The sequence below is a fragment of the Deltaproteobacteria bacterium genome, assembly GCA_018668695.1.
Lineage (GTDB): Bacteria > Myxococcota > XYA12-FULL-58-9 > XYA12-FULL-58-9 > JABJBS01 > JABJBS01.
In genome coordinates, this window is record JABJBS010000383.1 from 17555 (window position 1) to 37722 (window position 20168).

Here is a 20168-nt window from a genome sequence, read left to right on the forward strand (position 1 = left end):
TATGTGACACGAGGCCCTTGCTGCGCTACTCTGAAATACGGCTTTCGATATGTGAGCTGATGTTCAAACATGAAGAGGTATGACCGAAATGAAGGTCTTTACAATTATCCTCTGGGCACTCTTTAGTGCCCTTGGGTTTACAGGCTGTAGCACCGGCTCATCGACCGGTTGTGGTGACCAGGAAGATGCCTGCCAGGCAGGTTATATTTGCCAAGAATCATCCTGTTTACAGGTCTGTAATAGCTCAGAGGACTGTTTAAGTTCAGAAGCTTGCATCGATAATTTGTGCCAACGATACGATGAATTTTGCAGTGTCTCCACTGACTGCGAATCGGGCTGGTATTGCCTTGAGGGCAGCTGCTCTCCTCAAACACCCCTTGGTCAGCAGTGCACGGAAGACGAAGCTTGTGGTTCGGGGCACTGCGTCGAGGGTTTATGCTGCGATGCGTTGTGTGATGGCGATTGCATGGCCTGCACCAACGCAGAAACCGGTGAGCTCACCGGCAGTTGTTCGCCGACTCTTTCGGGCCAAGATCCTGCAGATATTTGTGCAGGCCCGCTCGCCTGTGACGGTACCGGCAGCTGCTTTAATAAAGGTGAGGGCGAGAGTTGCCAGGAAAACTATGAGTGCATCTCTGGCGAATGCGATGAGGGTTATTGCTCACCGCCGTCATGTGGAAATGCAGATGTACAAGTGGGCGAAGATTGTGACGACGGCAACATGATCGATGATGGTAACGGTTGTTCTGAGGACTGCGAACGCAATGATGTTTGTGGAAACGCCATCAATGAGTTTCTTTATGAGACATGCGATGACGGAAATACGACCGATGGAGATTACTGTTCAAGCGATTGCCAAGAAGTCACAGGGCTTTGCGGGGATGGGGTCATTCAGATCAACGAAGAGTGTGATGATGGAAACGACGTTGATGACGGCAATGGCTGTTCCGTGGAGTGCTTAGCAAACCATACTTGTGGAAACGGAGTGCTGGAGAGCGCCATTGAGCTTTGCGATGATTTTAACACAGAGGCCGGTGATTATTGCTCTTCGGATTGCCTGGAGGTTACCGGGTTTTGCGGGGATGATTTGGTTCAGACCAATGAAGAGTGTGACGATGCCAACGACATTGATGATGGCAACGGTTGCAGCGCGATGTGCATTAATAACTCTGATTGCGGTAACAATGTTGTCGAGTCGTATTTTGAGTCATGTGATGATGGCAATAATACAGACGATGGCAACGGTTGCAGTGAGACCTGTGACCGGCTGGGTCTTTGCGGTGACGGCGTTTTGGACGAGGCCTTCGAGGCGTGTGACGACGGTAACAACAACGGCGATGATTATTGCGACGCTCTTTGTGAAACAGTCACAGGGTTTTGCGGGGATGGCGCAACACAAGGCAATGAGGCTTGTGATGACGGCAATACACTCAACGGAGACTATTGCAGCGCCGACTGCCTCTTGCAGATTGGTAGCTGCGGCGACGGCGTGATCCAGCTTAATGAAACATGTGACGACGGCGATGCGGTTGCCGGTGATGGCTGCTCCAGTGAATGTTCCGTTGAACCGTTTTTTACATGCGCCCAAAGCGCACCGTACAGCTGCACACGTGTCGTATTTGTTGATCCCTCGGCAAATGGATCAAACGACGGCAGTAGCTGGGACAATGCATACAACACTCTTCAACCTGCTTTAGACACTTCTTCAGGCTTTTTCATAACATATGGCTACAACGAAGTATGGCTTGCCAACGGTGTTTACCGGCCTTCGGAAACCCTTGATTCAAGTGATGGCAGAACACGAACCTTTGAAGCCAACACTGGCCTGGTTTTACTTGGCGGATTCGCTGGAGGCGAAACAAACCATAAATCAAGAAGCCCTTTAATTTATGAGGCAGTGTTGTCTGGGGATTTCAATGTCACAGGTAACATCGATGGCAATGCTTACCATGTTGTGGTGGTTGGTTCAGACCAAACGCCGATTATCGACGGGGTCGTGATTGAGCAGGGCAATGCTGAAAGCGGCTGCATCAACTGCAACGATAAAGAGGGCGGCGGTCTATTAAATCTGGGGGGAAGTCCACAGATTTTGAATACCGTATTTCGAAATAATGAGGCGCCGGGTAATTTCGGTTATGGCGCGGCGATTTCCAATATTGGCGGCTCTCCAACTTTTGTAAATGTGTTGGTGCATAGCAACGAAGGACATTCCGCGGCGATTCGAAATTATAATACAGAAGCAACCTTTATTAACTGCACTGTGGCCAACAACACGGCTCAAGAGCTTACTGGCGGGATGATGAATACAAACGCCGAGGTAACGATTTCCAACTCGATTATTTGGGGCAATACCGCGCTGAATGGAAGCGCCGATCAGATCACGGGAACGTATGTTCCTGAAATTCGATATTCTGTGATCCCGGGCTTTTCGGGAAGCGGCAACATCTCGTCTGATCCGGGTTTAAATAGCAGTTATTATCCCTCAAATTCCTCTTGTATTGATGGAGGAGCTTTTGTTTATCTTCCATTGGACAACACCAATACAGATGATGATTTATCATTCACGGAGCGTTTCCCAGTGGACTTAGCCGGGAATCAGCGAATCAGCGGTTCGGAAGTAGACATCGGCGCGCTTGAGCAATTTTAAAGCTGCTTATTTTAAGACCACCAGTGAAGTGGTGGGAGTGACAAGGACATCTTGAACCTTGGTCTCGCCCTTGGCGTCCCTAAACTCTAAAGAATAATTACCCGGTTCTAAACTAAGCCCGATCGTAGGTAGCTCGATGGGGGGTTGCCCCATGATTCGAATGGTCTCAAACCGTGGACCGAGAATTGTGATGCCGGAAGTGAGGTTGGTTGGCAGCGGGAGGTCAAAGCTGTGGCGCTCGCGCTGAGCTTGGCACAGTTTGAAGAATTGAAGTGATTGCTCTGTTTGCGGAGCGTTGTTTCGATGTTTGTAAATTGAAGCCATCGAACCATGCAGCTCTGGATTATAGGGGTTTCGCAGTTTAACTTTGTCAAAGTGACCTTCGGCTGCATCATAACCTCCGCGCTTTAACTCGAGTCGCCCGGCCAGCAGGCGCCCATCAGTATCGTCGGGGTGAATCACAAAGGACTTTGTTAAAAGCGAAACGGCTTGGTCATCCTTGCCCATATGGGAATAAGCCTTGGCAAGTCGATAATTTAACGTTGGATAACGTTCTCCAACTTCAAGGCGAGCTTTTTCGTATTCTATGGCCGCCGCCGCGTGCTTGTCTCGCATTTGGAGAAGCTCACCAAGACGCGAAAACCGCTGGGCGTCGGGATTGCTTAGAGCCTCAAGCGGGTCCTCTTCTTTACTGGACGCGTTTTTAGAATCTTTAAGGGCAATGGTCTGAGCCCGCGCGCCGGGTACCAATGTGAACTTGCGCTTCTTCACCCAGTTTTGCCACTTTTTCTCGAGCCTACCGAGCCCGGACCCAAATACCTTTTTGAGAGCAGCTTCAAAGCCCAGCCCCGCACCCGTGAGCTCTAAAACTTTGGGGATACTGGACACACCATGAGTTTGTCGAAGGTACTCTACGACCGTGAAAACTTCGGCAAAGGCTAAAGCGGTAGCCTCCTGAGAGGGTAATTTGGCCATGGATGGATGCATTTGGTCAAAGGTAATGAAGGCTTTGTCGCGTGTAGCTTCCGCTAAAAGCTTCTCGCTAAAGGCAGTGAGGGCAAGCCCGGCTTCTCCGCGCCAAAGTGTCTCGTAATATTTAGCGATGCCTTCATGAAACCAAATTGGAATGGTGTTGCGTGATTTTTTTGAAATGACCAAGTGGGTGAATTCATGAGCAATGGTATCGGCCCAGCTGTACCCGTTAGCGGTCCCCAGTGGGGATGTGATCATCAGCCGGTGGTATTTAGCCACTGCAATAGTGCCGCTTGTTTCGATTTCACCAACAGTGAGCCCGGTGGCCGCCGCCAGGCCGAGGGCATCAGGGTAGATTTCGACGACGATTTTCTCATCCCGCTCTGCGGCGAGAAAGTCCAGGCCTCCCCCTATCTCTCGGTAAGCAGCTTCAAGGACGTCTTTGGCATAGGTAGCGGTGATGACATCTTTATCAATGTAGCGGATCTTAAAGTGTTTGGTCTCGAGCGTTTGAAAGTAAGGAGCGTAACGCGCGGTATCTTGAACACGGTCAAAGAGCCCGCCAATTTTAGGACCGCCGAGGGCTTGCGCTTTTTCTAAAAGACCCAGCGCGCTGAGGTGCTCGCCGCGAAAGTATTGTACCCGGCCGGCCAAGATGTACGCATCACTAGAACTTGGGTTTTCTAGGAGAAGCTCTTGGGCGAGAAGTTTAGCCTCTTCAAGTTGCCAAGCTTCCAAGAGCGCGTGCCCTTGGTTGACTGAGCCCAGAGCTATCTGGGGAATCAGCAGCGTTAAGAATAAAGCGATAGATAAGGTGCGCATCATTTAATGAGCTCCTGGTAATATTTACGAACAGCTTCCTCGTAGTTTTGCGGAGCGTCTTGTTTCGCGGCGTCCAAGAGCTCTTCCCGGAAGGATGGTCCGCCGGCCTTGGTGTCGGCTCCTGGAAGCTCAACGTCTTCAGAGCGCATTTTTCGGCCTTGCCCTTTTTGATTATTTTTCTTCATCTGGCTGCTAAGTGGCAGCGGAATGCCCTGTCCTTGGCCTTGTGAAGATTGTTCAAATGCCTGCCGCATTTTCTTGAGTTGTTCGAGCGCCCGTTCACCGTGGTGGGATGCCTGTGGGAGTTGTCCTTCCCGGGTCTTGTTACCGGAGGCTTTCATTTCTTGACGAGCTGCCTGAAGCATTTGCATTGGCTCGCTACCAAAGAGCGGGACTTCTTGGGCGAGCTCTTGCATGCGCTGGCCCACCTCGCCGGCTTGCTCATGGAGCTCGTCCTGCTTTTGGGCCATTTGTTGCAAATCTTGCATCTCGTCTTGGGTGAGCACGTCTTCGGGGTCTGGGAAAAGCTCTTCGAGAAGCTCCCTGATCTCTTGCACTGTTTCGACAAGCTTTTTACCAGAAGCAGTTAGCTTGCGGCTTTCTTGTTCAGGAAGAACGTTTCGCCCTTGGGTCTGCCGGCTTATGCGGGTTCGCAAGTTGTTTGCATATTGCAGGGCGCTTCCAGAAAGCTTGAGGCTCTCAGAAAAGTCTTTTTGCTCAATCAGCAGTTGGAGATCCATGAGCCGCTCTCGAAGGCCGGTAAGTTGTCGCTGAGCAAAGGCGGAGAGGAACTCTTTGGTGGCGAGAAAGTCGACCTCACCTTGCGCGGTGACAATCAGCCCGAGCAATTTCTCGGAGAGTGCGTCTGGGTTTTTACCAGCCTTTTTCATGGCGCGCTCGCGGTAGCGTTCCACCATCTCGTCGGTCCGGGTCTTCAGAGCTTTTTGTTGTTGCTCAAGCCCTTCGAACTCTTGCGCGAATTTTTCCATGTTTTCGCGAAGCTCGTCATACTTCTCACCGCCGTAGCTCTCTCCGGCATCGTCGATGGATTCGACCATCTGCTCGATCATATTCGCAAGCTGCTCAAGCTCTTGAGCGGCGCCTTCTAAATCGCCAGATTTGAGCATCTCCTCGAGGCGCCCCAATTGGTCATCGACCTTGAGCATAGAAGCCGATTCCATGTTGCGGTACTCGCCGGGTAGAGTTTTCTTGATCTGACTCATCCGGTTTAAGAGCTCTAGCATCTGCTTGCGCAGGCTTTCGATTCGCGCCTCAAGTTCCTGCTTGAGTTTGGGGTCTTGGGTGTTTCGAAACGCATCGAGAAGCCCTTGAAGCTCTTTTTGGTTGGACAAGAGGTCTGCGGCGGTTTGCTTAAGGTCTTGGATTCGGCCCAAGGCGAGAAGGTCATCGAGGTAAGCGATGTCGTTCTCAAGCTTCGGTATGAACCGGCTTTGGGTGGTGGTGACCAGATTCAAAGCACTGCGTATTGAACTGACGTGCTCTTGGCGTTTGATTGCGTTTTCTCTGGCGCTAAGGGCCTGGGCGACTCGCTCTTGAGTGTTTTTAAAGGCTGCAATGGTGTCAGGCGCTGAGAGTGTATCTGCGCTGAGGTCAGCGGCGAGCTTGGTGAGATCTGCGTAAACGGTTTGGAGTAAGACAAAGCCTGTTTTTTGGTCGGCGACCAAAGTCTCCATGTTTTTCCCGGCCGGCTGACTGGCCGCTGCAAAAGAAACGAGCTCGGAGGCAAGTAAGTCGACAAGTTTGTCGAGCGCACCTTGAAGCTGGGCCTGAACCCGAGCGTGGTTTCTGCGCGCGCTGAAAATGGTGATTTTGCGGCGAGCGGATGTGGTTCGCTTGGGCCCGGTGACAGGGTCGTTGTCGATGGCTTCGAGGTAAATCACCACCCCATCATCAGATCCGAGGGCCTCTTTGCCGGGACGGTAAGTGTAGCGGCCTTCTCGAGCCTTGGCCTTTTGTTTCGGTCCAGCGAGAACAGTGCGGATGCCCGTCTCGGCGCCGGTGCTGCTCTCCACAATAAGGGCGACCTCACTGACGGCAAAATCGTCGCGAGCTCTCCAAAGAACCTGAACCGATTCGGTTTGCTTGATCTCTACATCGGAGGCGGGCGTATCCATGCTGATGGTGGGATGAGCATCCGCCTGAACCACAATGGGATACTCTCGGCGGCCGCGCTTTTGGTCACCTTCGGCGCTGGTGAGCGCGACATGATAGCGCCCATTCTCCATCACTGAGAACTGCGCTTGGAGTTGTCGTTCGTTTTTAATGGTTGCTGGAACCGTGCGGATGGGCTTCCCGGCTGTATTTAAGAGCACAAGAGACGCGGCTTCAACGGGTTCATCCGCCACAGCTTCAAAAAGTACTTGGGTGGCGCGAAGTGTTTCGATTCTTCCGTCGCTGCCTTCGATGACCCGGGGGCTAAGCCCCGTGTAAGAGGGGTAATTGTAGGTGAGCCGCATGTCACCAACCAACGGAAGCTCGCTGATCTGAATGGTAGCATCGCCCGAGAGGTGCTGAACGAGTCGAGTGCGCCCCGCGTCGAGATTGGTGATTAAAGCGGCAGAGACTAAAAGTGCGGCGCCGCAGGCCAGAGGGGCCCAGCGATAAAGGCCTCCCAAATAATCGCTTACACGTTCCTCAAGAGAAACCTGGCTCAGTTTATGAGCAGTTTGTTCCACGTGTGCCCGCGCTAAAGATTCGGAAAACTGAGCGTTGGTTGTTGCGGAAACAAGTTCTTCCGAGAATTCAACGGCGCTGCTTGGCCCTGTTCCGAGGCTTGGCTCAAGTATTTGGGCAAACCGAGCAGTTTCTAAAACACTCTCAAGCCGGTCGATTTCAGGTTTGCGGTATCTAAACCAAAAATATCCGCCCAGCGGTATAGAAAGAGTTGCTAAGAGCAAAGATTTGGCTGCCGACAATCCCAGGTGCGTGAATAAAACGGCAAAAGCGCTCACTAAAAATAGTAAGCCCAGCCCTAAGAGTCCAGCTTCGCGGATTAAATGAGTCCGTAAAGAATTTTGTAGCGACGAAAGCGTTCGCCGGATGGATTCAAATGTGGGCACTGAAACTCCCGAAAACAAAACAACCTATTTGCACCATACGGCGGTTAGGCTGAGCCTGCAACGTATTGAGATTACGCGGGATCGGAAAAGATGTTGAAGAGTTTTGGGTTCTCACGGTTTGAGTGCTATGGCAAGCTTCCCAAATGTTTGAACTCCGGGGTGGATGGTTCAAATAAAGAAGTAGTAAGCTGGGGGGGAATGTATCGTGTTACCGGTTACCATGGGACTACGTTCACAGGAGAAACCTACCTTGAAGGACGACGGTGGCGCAGTTCTCGCGGCCATTGATGAGGCGCTAAGCGAGACAGTTCGCCTTGAAGATTCATTGGCAGACTTCCTTGAAGTGTTGCGCAATTATTGCGGCTCGGAAGTTGCGGCGATTTATCTGGTCCCACCAGGTGAGCGCGGTCTGGGCTCTGCTCGAATGACGGCAATTTCTGGTGCCGGATTCAAGCGTCAAGAATATATGGTTTTGCCCAGCGCCTTGATTTCAGCTCTGAGCCATGCGCCAGACGCAATCCACCGAGTGGGTGACGATGCCGCAAGTGTTGTATCGATGCAGTCGGTCTTACCTCTTCTAAGGGGCCGTTTACGATCTGGCTTTGTTTTAGCCATGCGTCTTGGGGACAGAGTTACCGGCGTCTTACTTTTAGGCGACCAAGTTTCACGCCGACTCCGCCCTGGTGAGAGAGAGCTATTGGGCCGCGTGGCTAGAAGTTTAGCTTTATCCGTAAACCGTAAGATGGCTTACGAGCTCCTTGCCAACACCCGTTTGATCACAGCCGTGGAATTTGCTGGTGAAGCGATTGAAATTCGCGATGCCCAGGGCCGGCTCGAATACGTGAACCCAGCCTTCGAAAAAATCACGGGTTTTCATGCAGCCGATGTGCTCGGTTCCTTACACACCGATTTTTTGCGCCGAGAGCCTGCAGATATTGCCCAGCAACGAGATCTTAAGACTACGGTTGAGCGGGGCGATGTTTGGCGGGGTAAGTTGGTGGGAGTCTGTGAAAATGGTTCGTTTTGGCACCAAGGTGTCACGGAATCTCCGGTATTTGGCCCCGATGGCCGTATCAGCCACTTCGTTTCGGTAAAACGAGATATCAGTGAGCGTGTCCACGCTGAGCAAGCCGTTCGAACCAACGAAAGAAAACTCTCAGCCACACTCGATAGTATGGGCGACGGGCTCATTGTAACTGATCTCTCTGGTGCAGTGGTTCGTATGAACCCGGCAGCAGAGGAGCTTGCTGGGATGAAGGCAGACGACTGCCGCGGTAAGCAGGTGGTCGAGGCGCTAAATTTTGCCGGGTATCCAAAAACCGAAGAAGAAGCTTCGATTCCGCAAGGCTCCGTGGTTTTGCGAAGCCCACAGGGCGATGAGCGCCCAGTCGTGGTGAGCAGTGCCCCGGTGATTGGCCGAGGAGGTCATGAAGAAGGTCATGTTTTGATGCTTCGGGACGTCTCAAGCCAGCAAGCAGCGATGAATGCGTTGATGCAGAGTCAGCGCGACTTTCGGGAATTGATTGTTCGAAGCCCCGATGGTGTTGCAATCAGCCGAGATGGTTGCTGGGTCTTTGTGAACCCTGCGTTTGCAACTGCCCTTGGCTACTCCAGTGCTCAGGAGCTTGTTGGTACGCCCATGGCTAAAAGCATTTTGCCGGACGATATCGACAAATTCTCGAGGGTTGGCGTGGAGGGAGCCGATGTTGCTGTGGAAGCTCGCTTGATTCGAAAAGATGGTCAGCAGGCTACTTTTGAAATCTCTCCGCCTCGAGACGTGGAGTACGAGGGAAGCACCGCGTGGATTTACTTTGCTCGAGACGTTACGGCCCGAAAAGAAATGGAAAGCCAGCTGATGCTTGCAGACCGCATGGTCAGTGTAGGAACGATGGCCGCCGGTGTTGCCCACGAGGTGAATAACCCGCTGGCTTATGTGATGGCGAACCTAGCTTTTGTTCAAGAAGAGTTTGAAAAAATCAAACTGACGATGCCTCATGACGCGGCTGACAAAATTGAGATGGCATTGGCTGAAAGCTGTGAAGGTGCAGAGCGCGTGCGCTTGATTGTACGTGACTTAAAGCACTTTACCCGCGGCGATGAAGAACGCCTTGAGCCGGTGAATATCCAGGAAGTTCTCAACTCTTCAATCAACGTTGCTTGGAATGAAATTCGACACCGGGGCAATCTGGTGAAGACATTTGAAAAGATTCCCGATGTTTTGGGCAATAAGGCCCGGATGGGGCAGCTTTTCTTAAACTTACTGATTAACGCGGCACAAGCGTTAGATATTGAGCATTCCCAAACGCACGAGATTCATGTTTCGACGAGTATCAGCGATAACAGTATGGTTTTGGTTGTGATTCGCGACAGTGGCCCGGGGATTGAACCTGCCATCCGAGAGCGTATTTTTGATCCCTTCTTCACCACCAAAGCGGTTGGCGAGGGCACGGGGCTGGGCTTGTCGATTTGTCATAATATTGTGACGTCCATGGGCGGGAATATTGGCTTCAATACGCGGGTTCAAAAAGGGACAGAAGTGTGGGTAGAGCTGCCTGCGCATGCGGTTGCGATTCAAGGCGGTGCACGCTTGGCTTCAGATGGAGTGGTTCAGGCCGCCGCCGATGTTCGGGCGCGTATTCTAGTTGCTGATGATGAGCCGCCGGTTGCTCGGGCATTGAAGCGGGCGCTGGCACAACATGACGTTGTGGTGGTCAACAATGGTAAGGATGCGTTGGAAGCTTGGGCCAAAGAGCCGTTTGATGTCATGTTTTGTGACGTGATGATGCCAGGATTGATGGGAATGGATATCTATGAAGCCCTAAAAGAGCGGGGTGATGGTTACCATGAGAGAATTATTTTTATGAGCGGTGGGGCCTTCACGCCCGAAGCCCAGAATTTTCTAACAGCGGTTGAAAACCCGAGCATAGAAAAACCTTTTGACCTCAAGCAGGTTAAATCTCTGGCGCTTGAAGTGGCTTCTCGCCGCTAAAGACGAGCTATTAAAATTAGGGAATATGAAATGTTGCGAGTGCTTTTATTTCTAGCAGTAACCCTGGGTTGCACCTTTTCTGCTCAAGCTAAAGATAAAGAATTGATGGTGCTGGTGCTAATCGACGCTCTCAGGCCTGACCATATGGGTTCTTACGGCTATACGGAGCCGACCACCCCAGAGCTTGATAAGCTGGCAGCTCTTTCGACTCGGTACACCCGAGTCTATGCCAATGCACCTTGGACTCGGCCCTCGACCGCCAGTTTTTTAACGGGGCTCAACGCATCCAGACACCGCACGGAAACCAGCAAGCAGAAGCTGCCTAAAGAGATTACAACCTTGGCTCAGCGTTTAAAGAAAGCTGGATGGACCACCGCCGGGTTTGTTGCCAATGGCAATGGTGGCTCTTTGGCTAAGCTGCAAAAAGGCTTCGATGTTTTTCGAGATCCCACCAATACCTATACGAAGAAAAAAAGGGGGAAAACCTATAATGGCTTACCCACCGGCCACTTTTTGGTGGAGAAGGCTTTTCAATGGCTTGACCAGGACAAGTCGGACAAAGTTTTCCTTTTCCTTTTTACAGTTGATCCCCACGACCCCTATGCCGCTCCGAAGCACTTGGAGAAACAATTCCTAAAAGGCTACAAAGGTAAAATCACCAGAAGCCCAATCTGGGAATACAAAAATAATTATCCTCCGGAACGGCGCAAAGCCATTGTTGCCGTGTACGACGCTTCCATTCGTTACGGAGACGAGGCCATGGGCAGATTGGTCAAAGGGCTTAAAAAGCGAAACCTTTTTGAGAAAAGCACCATGATGATCACCGCGGATCATGGTGAGGGGATGGGCGAACACGGCTTCTACATGCATGCGCATCAATTTTGGGATGAAGTCGTTAAAATTCCCCTTTTAGTGAAGTCACCAAGTTTTACCCCGGGTAAAGTAGATGAACGCCTGACCCAGTCTTTGGATATAGCGAAAACGTTGGCGGCTCTGGGAGGAGCGAGCACAAAGGGGATGCCGGGTTATCACCTCCTAAAAGAGGAGGCTCCCCATGTTATCAGTGAGTACAATGAACACGGGATTCATCGTCAGGCGATCGTTGGCAAGCGCTACAAAGTTATTTGGCAAAAGCCTGCGGACGAGGCCTGGTATATGCGCGCAGCGAAGAAAAAAGAGTATTTCCCCTCAGTTTCGTTTGGGAAAGAAGTCGTTCGAGTTTTTGATTTGAAAGCCGATCCAGGTGAAACCAAGGATTTGGCGGCTCAAATGCCTGCGGAAGCTGCCCAATTGCTTAAAACATTGCGCGAATTTGTCGCTAAAAGCGATAGCTAAGGCGTCGTCTTGTGCCTCTTAACCTCGGGTGTTAGAGCGTTTATCAATGAAAAGCTCGCTTCTTATCAGTGTGTGTTTAGCTCTTGGCTCTCAAGCTTTGCTTGGTTGCCAGGCAGATGCGCCCGATGCCTCCCATGAGGTGAAGCGTGATGTGCTGGCACGGGTAAATGGTGAGCCTATTTATGCGTCCGAATTCAAGCGCGAACTCAGCGCCGTCCGTGTGGATGATCCCGAGGGTGCACCGATTGGTCTCGCGGATATGGTTCAGCTGCGCAACTTACTCAGAGATCAAATTGAGCGTCGACTTCTGCTCCAGGCCGCCAGCAATAAAAAGGTTGTGGTCAGTGCAGCTCAGGTTGAAGGCGCTTACCGGCGGATGCGGATGGGCTGGGAGAGTGAAGCTTTCCAGGCCATCCTGAAGGGCCGCTCTATCTCGGTTGCAGGGCTCAAGCGTGAATTACGAGAGAGCTTAACGGTTCAACAGTATTTACTGGACCATATCTATGCGCGTCTGGCGATTACTGAGCAGCAAATTACTGTGTATTTGGAAGAGCATCCGGAGCGTCTTGTTGATGCACCTTCGGTGAGAGCTCTGCAAATTGTGGTGGCTAGCCGAGAGAAGGCTAAAGAAATCGCTCGGGAAATTCGCCGCGGCTTAAGTTTTGAAGACGCAGCGATGCAATATTCTCTGAGCCCAGAAGGTAAATCAGGCGGAGACTTGGGCTTTTTTGCCAAGGGTACGATGCCGCTGGTTTTTGAGCGCGCGTTTACCATGTGGCCGGGCCAGGTCAGTGAGATACTCGAAAGTGATTATGGGTTTCATCTTTTAAAGCTTTTGGAAAAGCGAGATGAAGAAGAACTCCCTTTAATGAAAGTTCGTGATGCGGTAGAGGACGAGCTTTTGCGAAGCGCTCAAAGAGAAGCGATGCGCAAAACAGTCGAGAAATTACGTGAGGCGGCAACTCTTGAGATGCCATCGGAGAAAGATCTTGAAAAATTTATGCGCCCCTAGTTGGTTAATTGTAGCGCTCTTGGTGATGGTTGCTTTGCCGGTATCTGCAGCTGAGGTTGTGGATCGTATTGTTGCGGTTATTGAGGGTGAGATCATTACCTTGCGTGAGCTCGAAGTTCGGGCCCAGCCCTTTATGGAGAAAGTCGCAAGTATCGCCGATCCCGTTGAGCGAGAGAGCCAGCGCCAAGCGGTGATGCTGAAGGTTCTTGATATCCAAATTGGCGAAAAGATGGTCGATCTGGAGCTTAAAACCAACGCCGAGATGCTCGGTGTGGGCGAGCCCGACATCAACCGGGCGATTGAAGAAGTTCTTCGAATGAACTCTCTTAACCGAGAGCAGCTTCAAGCCGCTCTCTACAATCAGGGAATGACCTGGACGGAATACAGAACGAAGCTCAAATCTCAGATCGAGCGAGCTCGTTTGATTCAATATAAAGTTCAAGGACGCATTCAAGTAAAACCAGAGGATGTTCAAGGCTTGTGCCGCGAGCGCCAAAACGATGGTAACCAGAACGTTAAAGTCTGCGCATCGCATATTTTACTGGGAACAAAAAATGCGAGCAGCGAGAAGGATCTTGAAGAGCTTCGTCTTGAAGCAGCTAAGCTTCAGGCTGAGCTGAGTGCTGGCGCTGACTTTGCGGCTTACGCGCTTGAGCGCTCCGACGACAAGGGTTCTCCGGATGGCAATTTGGGCTGTTTTGAGCGTGGGATGATGGTTAAAGAGTTCGAAGAGACAGCATTCAGTACGCCGATTGGTACCGTTTCTAAAGTAGTACGCACACAGTTTGGTTTTCACATCATCAAGGTGACTGACCGAAAAGTTCAAGCCCCCAGTGGTTGTGAAACCCCTGAAGAACTCGAACCGTTTCACAGCGAACTTTATCAAAAGAAGATGGAAGAGCAGATGAAGGTCTGGGTATCGGAACTTCGTAAAAAAGCTTTTGTAGACGTCCGCCTCTAAAGGGGAGGTTCATCCATGGCTTCATCGAAAAAGAGTAAACTCACCCACCTCAACCAGCGCGGCGAAATGCACATGGTTGATATAGGGCAAAAACAAGTGACCAGCCGACAAGCCGTCGCTCAGAGCCGCTTGCGTTTGAATAAAGCATCCATTGAGGCACTGAAAAATGGGGCCGATAAGGGTGATGTCTTTGCGGCGGCCCGTTTGGCGGGCATCATGGCGGCGAAAAAGACCTCCGAATTGATTCCTTTGTGTCACCCGCTCGGTCTTACCCGAGTTGATGTAGAAGTTGAACTGAAGCCACCGCACGTGGAGATTTTGGTTGTGGCCGAAAATGCCGGTAAAACTGGCGTTGAAATGGAAGCCATGACTGCGGCGAGCATAGCTGCCCTCACGGTCTACGATATGCTTAAAGCTGTTGATCGGGGCATGACCATCGAGCGAGTTCGTTTGATTAAGAAAACAGGCGGTAAAAGCGGAGAGTGGAAGCGCCGCGGTCGCTAAGCTCTGGGGACGTAATTTATCATCGCTTCGATGAGTTCTTCGGTACCGGGCTGGTCTGGTACCAATGTGATTTTAAGGCCCGCCGCTTCAGCGGCTTTCTGAGTGGTCGGTCCCATACAGATAATTTTTGCGTTTTCGATGGGGTGCAGGTGAGTCACAAAGCCCTCTACAGCACTTGGACTGGTTAGCAAAACCCAGCTGGGGCGAGACACTTCAATAGGAATCGGGCCAGGAACACAGGTTTGTGGCTCGTAGAGCTCGAGGCGGTGGGTTTGAATCCCTCTTTCGGCCATCTTCGCGGCAAACGTTGGGTGTGCACTTTTTGAGCAAGGAAACAATACGGGGTGTTCTGGTGTGGTGCCAAAGTGGTTCCACACTGCCTCGGCCAGTCCTTCCCCGGTTCGAGTTTTGGCTTCGACGACTGGGCCATAGGGGCGCATTGCCTCACTGGTTGCTGGCCCAATACTAAATCTTGGGGTCTTCTCGGGCAGTTTTCGGTCATTTTCTTCGAGTTGAGCAAGAAAGAAGTTCCAGGCGTTTTGACTTGAAAAGGCCAGAGCGCAATAAGGGGTCTCTAATAAGTTAGGTAGCTCGGGTTGTAAGGCAACGAGCTTGACCGTTGGAATGTGAACAACCGAGGCGCCGTGCTTTAGCAATTGGTCGCGAAGGTTGAGCGAGCTTTTAAGGGGCCTGGTAAGCAAAATGGTTTCGCCCCGAAGGGGGAGTGATGGGCTGTGCGGCATTGTCAGAATTCTTCCTCTTGAGGACGTTTCAATAGTATTATTTCAACCATGATTCAAAGTGGTTAGAAGAAAGGCCAAGATTGCTATGCGATACACCATCATGATTCTAGTGATGTTCACTGCTTTCGGGGTGCAAGCGGCCGAACACGCCAATTGGCAAGACTACATTAAAGCCAACCGTTATGCCTGCCCGGGACCTTTGGATACCTTGGCGGAAGCACGCATTTTTGAGGCAGGCGGTAAAAAGTACGTTCAAACTGGATACCGGGTTGAGGTTGAAGGTGGAGATGAGGACAAGCACATCAAGATCGGTGTGTTGAGTGCGAGTAAAGATCTCTCAGACTTTACCCGTAAAAACCTCGAGCAAACTTTGGCTTGGTTCAAGAAAGAGGGTGCGGAGTGGATTGTAGCCAATGGTGACCTTGCAATTGATGAATTTGATTTTGAAGAGTTTGTGGAGATTCTAGCGAAAACGCAGCTTCCAACACTGATTGTTTTGGGCAACAGCGACAGCCGGGGAGGCTGGGCCCGGATTTACCGCTCGATGTCGAAAAAATACCCCAACCTTTTTGATGGGACTCTTGTTCGGCAAATTGTAGCTGACGATGCAGAGTTTTGGACACTTTCGGGTTACCATAACAAGGCATTTATTCATCAGACCGGTGCGTGTAGCTATAAGACTGAAGACGTTGATTTGGTTCGTCGCCACCTCAAAGAATCTAAAAAGGCACCCGTGGTGCTGGTTTCACATGGCCCGCCGCAAGGTAGAGGCTTTCACGCCATCGACCGTATTGGCGACAAAAAGAACGTGGGCGATCCTGATTTGACTAAACTTTTAAAGAAACGAAATATTCCTTTTGGGATTTTTGGACACATTTTAGAAGCAGGCGGCCGAGCCAATGGTGGGGCGCTTAAGAATAGAATTAAGCAAAATCAATACAGCCCAAAGCTTTATATCAATGCGGGAAGTATGTCGGGCGATCCGTGGGGTATGCTTGACGGTTCAGCTTCCTATGGTCTGGCGATGATGTTCGAGATTAAAGACGGCAAGGCTCGTTACAAGGTGAAGCGCTTTAAGTCGCAGTTCTAATGCTGTCGTTTTGCTTTTTGAATGGCGACTCAATTTGCGTACCGGAGACAGCCGGGCATTGAAAACATTGGACTTTTAGAGGTTTTGGTGTGGCACTGGGATTGCTTGGAATAGGGGGAACCTTAGAACCAGGAGTTTCCCATGGAAGTAAATAAGCACAAAGCAGTCTATGTCATTATCGAGAATGAGCGCCTTGAGAAGCCGCTCTTTCGCCGAATCGGCACCGCGTTTGTTAATAAAGACCAATCATTGAACGTAATTTTGGAAGCTTTGCCAATTGAGGGTAGATTACATATTCGCGAACCCAGGGCTCATGATGAAAAAAGCGCGAAGTTGCAAAGCCAAGGGGCTGCACGACCCGTGTTATAATGGTGAGGCAAGAGCCGGTTAGGGTTGACCGGTGGCCGCACGAGCCCTAAGAGCGAGTAAGTATGCTTGGATTAATTGATCTTTTGACCGCGGCGCTACCGCTTCTTTACGGTTTAACAGCCGTGAATTATGCCGTCTATTTTATGCGTGAAGATCCCTTCGCGGAGCGTACTTGCAGTCTGTTCTTGGCTGGTACCGTTTTTGTCCACGTCGGTTTTGTTGTTTTACTCTCGGCGCATTTTAGCCGGGTTCCCGTGGCAACACTCCCGGAGGCTCTGAACCTCATGGCCTTATCGGTCGCCTTAACTTATCTGTACGTGGAACGCATTGAGCGTCACCGAAGCACGGGTATGTTCATTCTGCCACTGGTCGTTATGCTTCAATTGGCATCATCAGCCCTCTTACCGCATTCCAACCCAGAAGTTTTACCGCAGAGTCACCTTTTCGAGTCTTCGTTTTTCGGCTTCCACGCCATTGCGGCGATTCTTGGGTACACGGCTTTTGCGGTCGGCGCAGTTTACGGCCTGATGTACGTTTTGCTCTACCGTTCGCTTAAAGCGAAAACTTTCGGCCTGATGTTTGAGCGGCTGCCGTCACTTGATGTGCTCAGCAAGATGATGTTCGGCGCCACCTTCTTAGGTTGGGTATTTCTTACGGTCACGATTGGTTTGGGCGTGGGAATGAGCATGGGGCAGCTCCCAGAATTTTATCTCGACCCAAAGTTTCTATCGACTGTTGCGGTGTGGATCGTTTATGGCGCGGGTGTACTAACTTGGTATGCCCTGAGTTGGCGCGGGGCTCGCGCGGTTTATTTTTCGCTGGCAGGCTTTGTTTTTGCGTTGGTTGCAATGATGGGTTCAGCATTTTTTTGGCGCTCTTTTCATGCGTTTTTAACATAAGTGGCGATGTATTGTGGCTGGTGAACTTTCAATCGATCTCAACCTAACAGGAATCAGTATTCATACTGCTCCTATTGGTGTGCTTGAGCGCTGCGCATTAAGCGCTGATGAGATCAAAGAAGTATACAAGCGTTTGCTGGCCCATGATGAAGTACAAGATGCTCTGATTCTATCCACCTGCAATCGAACTGAAGTCTATACCACGATCGAGTCGGGTTTGGCGGGAGGCCCGTTGGTGGGCAATGTCTTACGAGCGGTAACCGGCGAGAATCGGTACCCGGCAACTGGTCACATCTATGAGAAGCAAGGTCGTTCTGGGATTGAGCACCTTTTTAGGGTGGCCTGTGGTTTAGACTCCCAAGTACTTGGCGAGGCACAGATTCTTGGGCAGCTTAAGGCAGCCTGGGAGTCCCTAGGCGCTGTCTTCAGCCCGTCCACTTATTTCAACAAGCTCGTTCAAGGAGCTTTTCGTGTAGCCAGTCAAAGCCGAACCGACACAGCGATTGGTACGGGCGCAGTTTCGGTGGCCTCAGCCGGTGTCCATTTAACAAGTCGAATTTTCTCAGACTTTTCACAGCTTAATGTTTTGGTCGTTGGCGCCGGTGAAACGTCGAAACTCGTAACTCAGCATCTTATGTCTCATAACCCCAAGTCATTAACGATTGTGAATCGAAACGGAGCGCGAGCCCATGAGCTCGCTGGGAGCTTTGGGGGAGTGGGCTTTGGTCTTGAGCAGTTGGAACAGGCACTCGGCAAGGCAGATATTGTTGCTTCAGCTGTGAGCGTAACAGAACCATTGATTACGACTGGGATGGTAGCACGGGCTTTTGAGGGCCGCGGGCGGCGCAGTTTAGCGGTTCTTGATCTCGGTTTGCCTCGCAACGTGGAGAGCACTACAGGGGACCTGGCCAATGTTTTCGTTCAAGATATCGAGAGCCTCGGGCGCGTGGTGGACGCCAATTTAAGTCGGCGCCGCAAAGAGGTTCCGAGAGTTGAAGCGCTGATTGATGATGAGATCACAAAGCTTATTGAGTGGAGAAGATCGCTGCGTGCAGTTCCGGTGATCACTGCACTCAAGACCCAAGTAGAAGCTTTTCGACAAGCCGAGGTGGTTCGAGCGACTAAGGGATTGAGTGAAGCTGAAAAGCAAGCCGTGGAAATAGCGACTCGAGCAGTCACAAATAAAATCCTCCACGGCCCAATGACCGCAATTCGTGAATACGGTAAGCAAGCGGAGCAGGAAGCTGAAGCTTTGAATGTGATCAAAAAGCTTTTCTTGAATATAGACGAGCCTAACTCAGACGACGAAGATTTATGAACCAGCTTTCGTCACGACAACCTTTTTAAAAAACCTAACAATATCAGACGATTCGTAGAGTGGTTTACCGTTGATGATCAAACAAGGGACCTGAGGTTTACCGCCCAGCTTGATCAATCTCTTACGGGCCCCAGGATCGCGCCGTGTGTCTTGAAGCACCAAGGGGATACTCAGGCTGTTTACCGCCTCAAGTACCCGGTGACAATAAAAGCAAGTGTCTGATTTATAAAGGATTAATTCGAGTTCCTCGCCTTTTGCGGTTTGGGCTTGGAACTGTTGGAAGAGCTTTTTGGGCGTATTCGAAGTCATGCTTGCAACATTGGTGGTAAAGGTGGGGTTCGGCAAGGGTTATATGGTATTTCTTAACCTTTAATGAATGGGTTGACGCCGTGGGGTCGCCTCCCTATAAGCCACGTGGCAGCCATGGGCTCCTCAAGGTTTGTGAGCCTGACGAAGCGCCTGATATGTAATAAATGGCTTTTAATTCAACTGTTTCGAGCTTGTTTGAGAGAAAAGTGTGAAAACACAAGAGGGTTCAACCATATTGGACGAAGTGAAGGTGGCTCCTCCGCTTTGGGCACAGTTCAAAGATTTGATGTCGCTGGCTAAACCGCGGCTGTCTTTGTTTGTGATCTTGACTGCTGTGGGCGGGATCTCCTTTGCCCCGGGTAGTCATCCTCCGCTTAAATCTCTCATCGCAATTCTTTGCACTTCGCTCATCGTGGGTGGAGCAAACGCTCTAAACTGCTTTTTCGAACGCGACAAAGATGGCCAGATGCGGCGGACAATGACCCGCCCCTTTCCATCCGGAAGACTACCTCTGTTTTGGCCCATGCTTTTTTGGCTCACGGTGGTTTTGGTCTCCTTGCCTCTTTTGGCTTGGTCGGCAAACCTTCTTACGGCAGGGATTGGCCTGGGTGCACTGGTCACCTATGCATTCATTTACACGCCTCTTAAGTACAAAACGCCTCAGGCTTTATATGTCGGTGCAATTCCAGGAGCGGCCCCGCCCCTTATGGGTTGGACCACAGTGACCAATTCTTTGGATTTAGGCGGACTTTCTTTGTTCGCCGTACTCTTTTTTTGGCAACTTCCGCATTTTCTCGCCATAAGCCTCTACTTAAAAGAGGATTACGGTCGGGCCGGTATGCAATTGTACTCCATTGTATATGGGGAACGCCGTACCCGGATCGCGATTGTGGTGACATCGGTTCTTTTAGTGCCAGCCACTCTCAGTCTTGTTCCTCTTGGGCTCGCAAATATGTTCTACGGGGCGTGTGCGTTGGCTCTAGGTGCGGCTTTGGTTGTTTACGCCCTTAAGGGGTTTCGACCGGGAGCAGGGAACAAGTGGGCGAGAAGTATGTTCTTGGCCACACTTATTTATATTCCTTTGCTTTTCGGCGCGATGGTAGCTGGAGCAGTTTAAA

The 20168-nt window shown here is 51.0% G+C and carries 15 protein-coding genes; 11 read left to right on the forward strand and 4 right to left on the reverse strand.

The window, feature by feature from the left end:
- The first annotated feature begins 79 nt into the window (after positions 1 to 79).
- Positions 80 to 2647 (forward strand): hypothetical protein, encoded by a 2568-nt coding sequence (locus tag HOK28_22395; protein MBT6435858.1) that lies wholly within the window; start codon positions 80 to 82, stop codon positions 2645 to 2647.
- Between the two features lie 6 nt (positions 2648 to 2653).
- Here HOK28_22395 and HOK28_22400 read toward each other — a convergent pair whose 3' ends face one another.
- Positions 2654 to 4444 (reverse strand): hypothetical protein, encoded by a 1791-nt coding sequence (locus tag HOK28_22400; GenBank protein ID MBT6435859.1) that lies wholly within the window; start codon positions 4442 to 4444, stop codon positions 2654 to 2656.
- A complete protein-coding gene (locus HOK28_22405) occupies positions 4441 to 7521 on the reverse strand; it encodes a DUF4175 family protein (GenBank protein MBT6435860.1) in 3081 nt (1026 codons plus the stop codon). The genes HOK28_22400 and HOK28_22405 overlap by 4 nt, the downstream gene beginning before the upstream one ends.
- A gap of 250 nt (positions 7522 to 7771) precedes the next feature.
- On the opposite strand from HOK28_22405, the gene HOK28_22410 reads away from it, so the two are divergent.
- The 5 genes from HOK28_22410 to moaC are packed head-to-tail and all read left to right on the forward strand — an operon-like array spanning position 7772 to position 14322.
- A complete protein-coding gene (locus HOK28_22410) occupies positions 7772 to 10510 on the forward strand; it encodes a PAS domain S-box protein (GenBank protein ID MBT6435861.1) in 2739 nt (912 codons plus the stop codon).
- 30 nt (positions 10511 to 10540) lie between these two features.
- Positions 10541 to 11845 (forward strand): sulfatase, encoded by a 1305-nt coding sequence (locus HOK28_22415; GenBank protein MBT6435862.1) that lies wholly within the window; start codon positions 10541 to 10543, stop codon positions 11843 to 11845.
- 46 nt (positions 11846 to 11891) lie between these two features.
- Entirely contained in the window at positions 11892 to 12857 is a 966-nt protein-coding gene (locus tag HOK28_22420; protein ID MBT6435863.1) for a hypothetical protein, read from the forward strand.
- Complete coding sequence (locus tag HOK28_22425; GenBank protein MBT6435864.1) at positions 12835 to 13818, forward strand: hypothetical protein; 984 nt, start codon at positions 12835 to 12837, stop codon at positions 13816 to 13818. Before HOK28_22420 ends, HOK28_22425 begins: the two co-directional genes overlap by 23 nt.
- A gap of 15 nt (positions 13819 to 13833) precedes the next feature.
- Complete coding sequence (gene moaC / locus HOK28_22430) at positions 13834 to 14322, forward strand: cyclic pyranopterin monophosphate synthase MoaC (GenBank protein ID MBT6435865.1); 489 nt, start codon at positions 13834 to 13836, stop codon at positions 14320 to 14322.
- Here the strand turns inward: moaC and HOK28_22435 are convergent.
- Positions 14319 to 15065, reverse strand: a complete 747-nt coding sequence (locus tag HOK28_22435) for a uroporphyrinogen-III synthase (protein MBT6435866.1) — start codon at positions 15063 to 15065, stop codon at positions 14319 to 14321. The two genes, moaC and HOK28_22435, sit on opposite strands and share 4 nt — an antisense overlap.
- Before the next feature lie 85 nt (positions 15066 to 15150).
- Between HOK28_22435 and HOK28_22440 the strand changes: the two genes are divergently transcribed.
- The 4 genes from HOK28_22440 (at position 15151) to HOK28_22455 (ending at position 18741) form a co-directional block, all read left to right on the forward strand.
- The gene (locus tag HOK28_22440) at positions 15151 to 16155 is read left to right on the forward strand and encodes a hypothetical protein (protein ID MBT6435867.1); all 1005 of its coding nucleotides are present in this window, start codon (positions 15151 to 15153) and stop codon (positions 16153 to 16155) included.
- A gap of 141 nt (positions 16156 to 16296) precedes the next feature.
- On the forward strand, positions 16297 to 16524 hold the full coding sequence (locus HOK28_22445) for a hypothetical protein (GenBank protein MBT6435868.1): 228 nt from the start codon (positions 16297 to 16299) through the stop codon (positions 16522 to 16524).
- A gap of 62 nt (positions 16525 to 16586) precedes the next feature.
- Positions 16587 to 17423: a cytochrome c biogenesis protein CcsA gene (gene ccsA, locus HOK28_22450; GenBank protein ID MBT6435869.1), complete on the forward strand. Its 837-nt coding sequence runs from the start codon at positions 16587 to 16589 to the stop codon at positions 17421 to 17423.
- A 13-nt stretch (positions 17424 to 17436) separates the two neighbouring features.
- Positions 17437 to 18741, forward strand: coding sequence for a glutamyl-tRNA reductase (locus tag HOK28_22455; GenBank protein ID MBT6435870.1), 1305 nt, complete (start codon positions 17437 to 17439; stop codon positions 18739 to 18741).
- Here the strand turns inward: HOK28_22455 and HOK28_22460 are convergent.
- Positions 18736 to 19050, reverse strand: coding sequence for a glutaredoxin family protein (locus tag HOK28_22460; GenBank protein ID MBT6435871.1), 315 nt, complete (start codon positions 19048 to 19050; stop codon positions 18736 to 18738). The genes HOK28_22455 and HOK28_22460 overlap by 6 nt on opposite strands.
- 286 nt (positions 19051 to 19336) lie before the next feature.
- Between HOK28_22460 and cyoE the strand changes: the two genes are divergently transcribed.
- Positions 19337 to 20167, forward strand: coding sequence for a protoheme IX farnesyltransferase (gene cyoE / locus HOK28_22465; GenBank protein ID MBT6435872.1), 831 nt, complete (start codon positions 19337 to 19339; stop codon positions 20165 to 20167).
- The last annotated feature ends 1 nt before the right edge of the window (position 20168 follow it).